The organism is Pseudomonas sp. CFII64 (assembly GCF_000416235.1).
Taxonomy (GTDB): Bacteria; Pseudomonadota; Gammaproteobacteria; order Pseudomonadales; family Pseudomonadaceae; genus Aquipseudomonas.
The window spans coordinates 1-9,236 of the sequence record NZ_ATLO01000037.1; the positions used below are offsets into that span (position 1 = coordinate 1).

5 protein-coding genes and 1 pseudogene are annotated in these 9,236 nt (G+C 54.1%); 4 read left to right on the forward strand and 2 right to left on the reverse strand.

Annotated features, from left to right (window positions below):
• A pseudogene (locus tag CFII64_RS17140) lies at window positions 1-2,201 on the reverse strand (sugar-binding protein); the annotation flags it as partial.
• A gap of 32 nt (window positions 2,202-2,233) precedes the next feature.
• Window positions 2,234-2,773 carry a hypothetical protein gene (locus tag CFII64_RS17145; protein ID WP_044901464.1) on the reverse strand — a complete coding sequence of 180 codons (540 nt, stop codon included), beginning with the start codon at window positions 2,771-2,773 and terminating at the stop codon, window positions 2,234-2,236.
• Window positions 2,774-3,152: 379 nt separating this feature from the next.
• On the opposite strand from CFII64_RS17145, the gene CFII64_RS17150 reads away from it, so the two are divergent.
• From CFII64_RS17150 to CFII64_RS17165, 4 genes are all read left to right on the forward strand, one after another.
• Window positions 3,153-3,947: a hypothetical protein gene (locus CFII64_RS17150; protein ID WP_020292076.1), complete on the forward strand. Its 795-nt coding sequence runs from the start codon at window positions 3,153-3,155 to the stop codon at window positions 3,945-3,947.
• On the forward strand, window positions 3,944-5,578 hold the full coding sequence (locus tag CFII64_RS17155) for a hypothetical protein (protein ID WP_020292077.1): 1,635 nt from the start codon (window positions 3,944-3,946) through the stop codon (window positions 5,576-5,578). The genes CFII64_RS17150 and CFII64_RS17155 overlap by 4 nt, the downstream gene beginning before the upstream one ends.
• An 81-nt stretch (window positions 5,579-5,659) precedes the next feature.
• Window positions 5,660-8,980 carry a hypothetical protein gene (locus tag CFII64_RS17160; RefSeq protein ID WP_020292078.1) on the forward strand — a complete coding sequence of 1,107 codons (3,321 nt, stop codon included), beginning with the start codon at window positions 5,660-5,662 and terminating at the stop codon, window positions 8,978-8,980.
• A 69-nt stretch (window positions 8,981-9,049) separates the two neighbouring features.
• On the forward strand, window positions 9,050-9,236 hold a 187-nt coding region (locus tag CFII64_RS17165; RefSeq protein WP_020292079.1), incomplete at its 3' end, for a hypothetical protein.

Consider the following 9,236-nt stretch of genomic DNA (forward strand, 5'->3'; position numbering starts at 1 on the left):
CCATCCGGCCCGGTCACACTGCGCTGTTCCCCCCAGTCATCGTATTGATAGGTGCTGGTCAGCGGCAGTTCGCGCAGGGTTTTGCTGATCAGCAGCCAGTCGGAGGTGGTGTCCTCAATCAGCAGGCCACGACTGTCGTATCGGGCGCTGTAGGTTTGCCGATACTCCTCGGGCTGGGTTTCATCGGCGCCCTGACGGTGTTCCGCGATGACCCGATTGGCGCCGTCCATCAAGGTGCGGGTCTTGAGGCCCTTGACGTTGGTCACGGTCTGTTCGGCTTGCTGGTCGTCGCGGGCGCTGAGCACGTAGTCGTAATGGCGGGTGGCTTCGAACTCGGTAGCGGGGGCCACGGTTTCGTCGGTGACCCGGCCCAGCGCGTCGTAGCGGTAGGCGATTTCCACGTCGTTGTCGTCGCGGTTGAGCAGCGGCTGGCCATTGAGCAGCGAATGTTCCAGGGTGTAGGACTTTTGCACCGCATCGAAATCGGTGCTCAGGCTGATCACGGTGTGCTGCACGGTTTCCCCGGCGCGGGCGTTTTTGGTGCGCTGGTAGGCGTAGTCGGTGAGGCTCGACTGACCGTTCAGGGTTTGGGTTTCCTGCAGTTTGCGCCCGTGCAGGTAACGGTCGGTGGGCGCGTTGATGTAGGTGAAGGTGGTGCGTTGCAGTTCGGTTTCGATTTCGGTTCCGTCATCATCCTGCACCTGCAACAACGCTTCATCGCTGATGGCCAGCCAGTCGGGGGTGCTGCCCGCGCCGACGCCGGTTTGCAGGGCGTAGCGATACGCGGTGCGCAGCGTCGGGGCCTCGCCAAGGGCGTCGTGGGCCGGGGTCACGGTTTTGTCCTGCAGGTTGCGTTCAAAACCCTGCGGGTCGGGCGGGCAACCGTCGCCGCCGCCGAGCGGGTAATAGCGACTGGTTTCCAGGGTGCCGTCGGGGTTGTGCTGGGTCAGCAGGTTGCCGAAGGTGTCGAAGGTGGTGCGGGTGATTTCTTCATGGGTCTGACTGGACGCGCTCTTGAGGTACCAGATTTTCTGCACCGTGTCGGGCAGCTGACACTGGGCCGGCTGCTGGGGAAACGACTGGCCTGGGCTGCCATGGTAGGTGGTGCGGGTGCTCAGCACGTTGTCGTTCTGGGTGACGGTTTCGTCGGTCAGCAGGTGAAAGTGATTGAAGGTGCGCGCGGTGGTGCGCAGCGCCTGGTTCTCGACCCAGAGCATTTCCGTGCTGCTGTAGGTGTAGAGCGAATCGGCCTGATACAGGTTGTCCAGGCCATCGTCGTCCCAGATCAGGCCGTTGGCGTTAAACCCGAGAAAATTCTCGCTGGAATAGCTGAAGCGTCGTTCGACGGCCGGCTGGCCGAAGCCGGGCCGCTGTTCATGGCGTTCCACTGTGGGCAGTGGCGGGTAGTGATTTTGCGGGAACTGATGGCCCTGGCTGGCATAGGTGATCAGCTCATGCCCGCCCAGTGGCGTGCGCAGCTCTTTGATGCACAGGTAGTCGTTGACTGGCTCGTAGACAAAGCGCCAGGCGGCCTGATTGTCGGTGGGCAAGGCGATGCTGACCAGTTCGCCGTTGTTCAGGCTCAAAATAAAACTGGCCAACGGCGTGCCGCCCGGTCCTTTATCGGGGTGCAAGTGGACGGCGGTACGCGTGGTGGTGCTGCGCTCGACGCTGAGCAAGGTGCCATAGTCATCGCTGATCCGTTGCAGCAGGGCTTCCCCGGCATACAGGGTGTACGCCAACGCGACCCGATGGCCTTCGGCCGAAAACATCTGCGTGACCCAGGCTTCTTCGCTGCCAGCGGTTTTGCTGAGGATCTCCACCAGGCCGGATTTGTGTACCACGCGGTAGCTGCCGTCGGCCTCATAGGCAAAGTGGAAACTGTCGATCTTGCGTTCCGGCACGGTAGGCGCGCTCTGCGGCCCGGCGATACGAAAGGTCTCGCCGGTGGACAGCGAGAGGATCGAGGTCACGGGGTCGAAATGCGACAGGTGCAGGCCCCAGCCTTTGCCAAAGCCGATGTCGCGGCTGCTCATGGGGCTGAAACCCAGGCTGAGCGGCACAATCGGGCCGCACAAGTGATTGGCCTTGAGTTCGGGCAGAGAGATGGCACAGGTGTACTGCCCGGTGCGCGGATCCACCCCGGCCTGCACGAAACTGAGAAAGTTGAAGGCGTTGGAGTGCACGGTTGGGGTGGGCATTGTGAATATCTCCAGCTGATAAATCTGTCAGGTCAAGGCGATGGAACCGCCGAGCGCTCGATTTTGACGCAGGAAAGCTTGCCGCCGACTTGCCCGGAGGTTGTACTGGCAATCAACAAGACACCCGGTACGACAACTGAACCGACGGCTTTTTGGCCCGCTGTTTCAATGTCCATTGGAAGCTCCATAGTCGTCGGATGCTTTATCGTCTTGAACCGATAATAAAACCCCCCCGACTCAGTACAGTCGGGTGAATCGGTGAGCGTAAAAAACGTCGCGGACGGAACTTCTTCCAGCTTGAAAGCATAGGCATCGTCATTCTCGCACTCTTGAGAATTATCTTGAAAATCAACTTGCGAGCTGACAAAAGGCAGGGTGCAGTTAATATTAGGATAACTGCCGTCATTTTCTTTTTTATTGAAAATGATCAATTGCCCTTCATATTCCCGCGATTGTTTTGACGGAGTTGATGACTCGCCGGCAAAAGCTGCATAGAACAGCCCGCCCAGGATCAAGGCACAGAGCAGCCACCCGACCATTACAAGTTTCTTTTTGGAATCAACAGGGGTCATTTTATTTCTCCGGGCAGCATGGGGCGGGCGGAACCAGCTTTTTGATTACCCCGCAATCACTGTTTCTTCAACGCCCTCCAAACACTAGCACCTGTCGCTGGACGTACAACCTAGTACTTTTGCTAGTTCCCAAAAACCTTAAGCAGGTGTATGTCGCGTCAGGCCAGGCACGGCATGATTTGCTAGCACATTAACCGGCTTTTACAACCTAGCAGTTCTACTAGTATGCGAGCGCGCAATACTCAGGTAAGAATGAAGCCACATCCTGGCCGTGGATTGGCGTGGCAACCCTCTAGCCCCGTCGTACCATTGCCCAGCCATGTTGGCATCTCGTTATAGCCAACCGCTATAGCGTGTCACACTAACGAGGCATCAAATCATGGATAACGAAAAAAATTCCGGCGCGCAAGCCATCGCGAGCGGCCATCCCAAGGAAGAGTTGCTTCAGTTACTTAACGTAAAACCAAGTACGCTCAACTGGGATGCGGTGGTGGTTTATAACCGTGGTCGCGCCAATGCCTTGATGATGCAGCAATACATCCAGAAGCTTACCGCAGAAAATTATATGCGACCCATCGACGGAGAAATTGAATCGGAGGAGGGTTCGAAACTTAAATTCTTTGGCATTCAGCTGGGTATACCAAGGCTGTCCTTTGAAAATGCCAGCCTCACCGAGTCCCGCGCCAGAGTAACACTGCCGATAACCGCAGGCCTGGCGATACTGAAGAGCGAGCCTGTAGGCGGCTTCAAGGCTATCCATTCAATCATGCGCCCCAATGGTGCCGCAGGCCCCAGATTATGGCTGGACGTAACGCTCAAAGACGCGCCCGGTGGGGTTGACGAAGTCGGCAAAGTGACAATAGATTTGTCTCAGATGGATGATTTCGATACGGATCTGTTTTCCGATCCTGTAAGCGTCATCAATGCGCGGGAGTTTTTCAAAACGGAATTCGCGAAACATCCGGAGTTGCAGGTTTATATACTGGGTACTTTAAGCACGCAAGCAGACTCCAGCCTGAAACCGAAGTTTTTCAAAGTACACACGCAGGCAGCGCCTGGCGCTAAAATTCGTAGCGCCCCCAATTACGGCGACGGGGCGGTGGTTCTATTTGTTACCCTCGAGGGGGGGCTAACGGTGGTGTTCCAGCGGAAGACAGCGATTTTGAGTATATGATTCCCAATGATGAGAATGGGACTAAATATTCGAGTGCGGTGTTGCTTTCAAATAAAGTGTTGTTCGGCAAAATAATCATGCCAACGCTCAACAAAACAAAAATTATCTATGAGATCGTAAGTCCCACTGACCCGGAAGGCAACCCTCTTCATTCAAATTTACAAGGTAAATCAGGAGCATTTGAATGGAGTGTGGATCCTGCTGACGGTTTTGTCACTACAATCCCCCCTTACAGCTACAGTCTCCTGACCCCATATTTAACTCCGGCCAGGCTTAACGTAAGTGCTATTGATGATATGCCCGGGCTAGTTATCAGGCCCAACTGGGATGCCCTGCTTATAACCTGGAGTGCGGAAAGTAACCAGCGATGGGACCAAACATTGTTTCATCTTGGCACACCATATGAATGGTTCGATGGGCCGATCCGAATTATCATGCAAGCCAAAGTAATGATGATTCCAGGCATAGACCCATCCAGTGGCGTAGTTAGCTTTAGTACAGATAGGGAGCAGTACGTTGACTCGGTCGTTATCCCGGATTTCACCTGGACGGGAAATCTAAACGAGGCCAACAAAAATGAATTCCGAGCTGAGACTCTAACCCGTTTGGAGGAGCATTTTTTTAACGAAATAGCTTCCATCAAACTTCCCGACATCGACACCTTCCTCCTGCAAAACCTGCTCTTCCCCGACCTCAACTCAATGGTCCTCACCGACGCCCACGTCCCCGGCGATCTGGCCGTTTTCGGCAACGTTAACCCTTCGCTGACAAGCTTTGTCATTACTCCGGAAAGCCCGATACTGAACGCTGGCACGAGCCATAAGTTCACCACCGATCCGGTCGTTGCTGACCTCAAATGGGAGCGTCGCGCTCTGCCCGGGGCTACAGGGCCTATTGGCGCCTTCAGTGCCAATGGCGATGGCACCTACACCGCGCCGTCCACTGATGAAATGGCCGGCATGGAAGCCCAGCAGGTCATCGTGACCGCCACGGGCACGGTGAATAAGCAGGCAGTTTCATCCTCGGCCGTGGTTTCGATTGTCCGCAGTGTAATTTCCGTGAATCCCCTTTTAAAAGTTCTGGGTCCCGGACAATCCGTCGACCTCAGCGCAGGGACGCTGGACGACCGTCCGTTGAGCTGGGCGCTGGTGGCTCCTGGTCAGGGCGGTAATCTGGAGCCTGTCACAGGTAAAGAGAGCACCTACACCGCCCCAGCCGCGTCAGGCACCGCCATGTTCATCCTTGATCATATTCAGGTCACTGATGACCAGACCAACGTGGGCGAGGCACATATTCTGATCATCAACAAAACACTGGGTGGACAGGTCGAGGTTGATCTCGAGGATGCATTGGCAGGTAAGGCACAGCTAACTTTCAACGTTCAATACGACGAAGGGATGTTCCCTGTTCCTAACGAAGATCTGGAGTGGGTATTGCTCGCAGGGACGGGCTCGGTGGATGCCAATGGCCTATATACCGAACCGCAGCAACAACAGCCAGGGTACGCAATAGTTACCTGTAAGCACCTACTAACTGCTGATCTCTCCCGGCAGACGAGATCCGAATATGGATACACCATCCTGCCCCTGCCTTTGGCGGCGTACCCCGATCTGGCTAGAGCCTATAGCTGAGGCGCTCTGATCAAAACCCGCCCTGAAGGCTTGCGGTCTCGGTGTAGCGAGGTCGCCAAAATCAAGTTGAAGAGGTGTGAAATGGCAAATTCAAAGGAATATCTTTTACAGGCCATGAAAGGCCGCGCCAACACCCTGGGCTGGGGCGCGATCGTTTCGTTCAACCGCACCAAGGTCAACCACCTTCTTGCCCAGCAACATATCGCGCGCTTTACCACCGAGAGTTTCCTTCCCGCCATCAGAGGGAAAATAAGCCTGGTGGGTAATGAAACCGTCGAACTCAGCGGGCTCATTCTCAGTGAGCCTCGGCTTTCCTTTGAAAATGCCTCGCTGTCAGACGCCATGGCCCGCTTGCACATGGACATTGTCGGCGGCACCGTCACCCATCTCGATGAGCCTCCTGGCAATCCTTCGCGCGCGATCTCCAGCTTCAATATTTCTGAACAACACGGTTATTGGTTGGAGGCCGACATTGAACTCAGGAAGGTAGTGGGCACGATCAACAAAAAATCGGAAGTGGTTCTGAATCTCTCCGAGGCCACGGAGTTCACCAGCAATCTGATTGAGTCGGGTATCAGCGAAACCCTGATCGGTGACTTCTTCCAGACACAGTTCGACGCATTACCGGTGGAACAGCAAATTTATAGTCTGGGAATCCTGGACCTCAACGAGGATGATCTCCTGGCACCCAAGGATTTCTATATCCTGACTCAGGCTGCTCCAGGCGGAAAAGACATCAAGGCCGATACTTACGGCGATGGCGCCGTCGTTCTGTTTGTCAGGACCAAGAACAATTTATATAACGGAATTCTGCCGGAAGATGACAGCGGAATGCCTTTCTTTATTCCAGACGATAAAATACCGGGCGAGGATCGCTCGATGTATTCCGGCTCGCTGTTGCTCTCGCGCCAGGCCATGTTTCATTGGTACATTGCGCCTTATATAAGCACTCATATTGGGCGTGGGCTGAGTTTTGAGGTCAAGGATGATTCGGAAGAGACGGGCGACTATCAATTGCTGGCAACATCTGGAGGTTTTGCTGTAGAAAAAATCGATATTACCTGGGATGAAAGTGACTGGCCCCACCATTATCACTTTATCAAGGAGGATCTGTCATTCAATTTCAGGGGTGTTTTGTTTATTACCATAACCCCGGACTATCGCTTTGCTCTGAAATGGCAGAACTCCGTCACTGAAACATTTCACTTCATGGATGATATATCAGGCTGGCCCGACGAACACAAAAATGTAGATGTCCGCTTCAATTACAGCCTGAATATGCTATTCGACAATATCCTTAGCAGTGAGGAAAACACACTTCGTTTCGTACAATCGCCAGAATCTACACTGACGTCAGAGGTAACTATAATCGGGGGTGGAGGCACACATTGGCCTTTGCTGGAAAAAGCCAAGGGGGAACTGGACTTAATACTAAAAATGCTACTGGATACTTTTAAAACCATAGACATCCCCGAAATAAACTTCTTCGCCATCAACCACCTGTTATTCCCGGAAAATAATGCTCTGATTCTGAAAGAGGCCTATCTACCCGGCGATCTCGCCCTGTTCGGTGAAATTGATCCAGGCCTGAGTTCATTCAGCCTCAAGCCGCTCTATACCACGGTACAAACCGGCGCGGTGCTACAGTTTGAGATTGTTGAACTGCGCTACCGGGCAAGGGCTGCGGATATAACCTGGGATGTTCGGGATATCGATGGCGCCCGCTCCAAGGGGGATATCACCCAGGACGGCGTTTACACCGCGCCATCCCTGGGGCAACTTGAGGACAAGACCACCCGCAATATAGTAACCGCCACCTATACGGACCCGGACACCCAACAGAAAGTCACCGCTTCGGCAATGGTGGTCATCGTTGCCAGTTCAATGGCAATGGCCCCCGCCATGCATGCCATAGACCTGCGCTATTCGCCAGCGCCGTTTATGTTCCGGGTCTCATCGCTGACCGATAGTCCCATTACGTGGACACCCTTGCCTGACGGTCTGGGAACCCTTACTGGAACCGGCCAACAGGCAACTTATGTGCCACCCACTTTGCCACCGGCCGGGAAATTCAACCCGGTCACGGTCGAGGCCGTCGACACCGTAACCCAACAAAAATGCACAGGGATTGTGTTGTTAGTCAACGGTGTCATGCCAGTAAATGTCCAGCCGGCGTTTCATCCTGGACTGGCGCCATTGGCCTCATTGACGCTGTCCAACCCCAGTATGCGCAACGCGCCGCAAAGCCTGACCTGGAGCGTGGAGGTCGGCGATGGCAGTGTTGACACCACCTCAGGTACATTCACGGCCCCTGAGGAAATTACCTTCCCGTACAGCGTCGTAAAATGCGGTTATTACGACGGGATCGGCACTCAATCCGGGTACGGCGTCATTCATCTGTCCGAGGTCGCCCCGCGCGCGCAATGGGTTAAGGTTGTTGATTTCAAGATCGAAGAGCAATCAGGCTCGGCTTCGCTATTTGCCAATGGCCTGGCACAGGTCATGCTCAAGGTTTCCGTACAACCCTTAGACGAGAACGGTCAAGAGGTGGATCTCACTGCCTCTGAGAAAGCGAGTTTGCGGCTGATTTTTAAAGATAGCCTGAATGATTTGCCCTATGTGGGTGAAAGCGGAATACCCGACGATGCCCCAGCGGACAAACAGTGGGCGGCGAACAAATCGGATAATGGCTATCGCTATTATCCCCCCGCTGCTCCCGCACCGCTGGCCGCAAATGATAATTCGGTAATCTTGTATATCCAGACCCGCGGCACAACACCACAACTGATTGCCGCCGCCCTGACTCGCGCCGACTATGCGGAATTTAATTCAACTCAAGACGGTGGATCTGAAGAAAAAGACAACATCATCAAGATAACGCCTGTTGTGCCGTCTTCTTACACGCTGGACTATTTTGAGTTTACAAAACTCCCAAGAGTCGAAGGCGGTGACGATGATGATTACGAACTTAATACCACAGACTATTACACGTTGCGGCTAAAAGATGGTTCGCAGTTTATCGATTTTTTGTCTTTCGAATTTGAGGGGCATTCCAGCATGGTGCAATGGGAAAGCCGTCAATACGAGGAAGAAATGGGCAGCTATACAGGATTTGCGTTGTCTGGCAGCAATACACTTCAATTTGAAACTGTGGTTATACAAACGATTCCGCAGGAGCTCAGGCCTGCCAGTACTTTGTTGGGTGGGATCACAGTACCGCAGGGCGGGATATTGCTCAGCCTGCATCGGCGCATGAACTTCGCCTATAACAATCTTATTGAATCCGACTTCGCCAAACCCGTGCGCTTGAAATTAATCGACGAGTTCGGTAATTCCCACAGGATTACGGTTCAATTCAAATCGCCAACGAATCGCAATGAATTGACCATTGTGTCCGACTGAGACGAAATCAATCGAATAGAGCCGGCCGATACATAAACTGTGATCGGCCCCGGTTTAAAGGAGCTTACAATGCCCACCCCAACCGTGCACTCCAACGCCTTCAACTTTCTCAGTTTCGTGCAGGCCGGGGTGGATCCGCGCACCGGGCAGTACACCTGTGCCATCTCTCTGCCCGAGCTCAAGGCCAATCACTTGTGCGGTCCGATTGTGCCGCTCAGCCTGGGCTTCAGCCCCATGAGCAGCCGCGACATCGGCT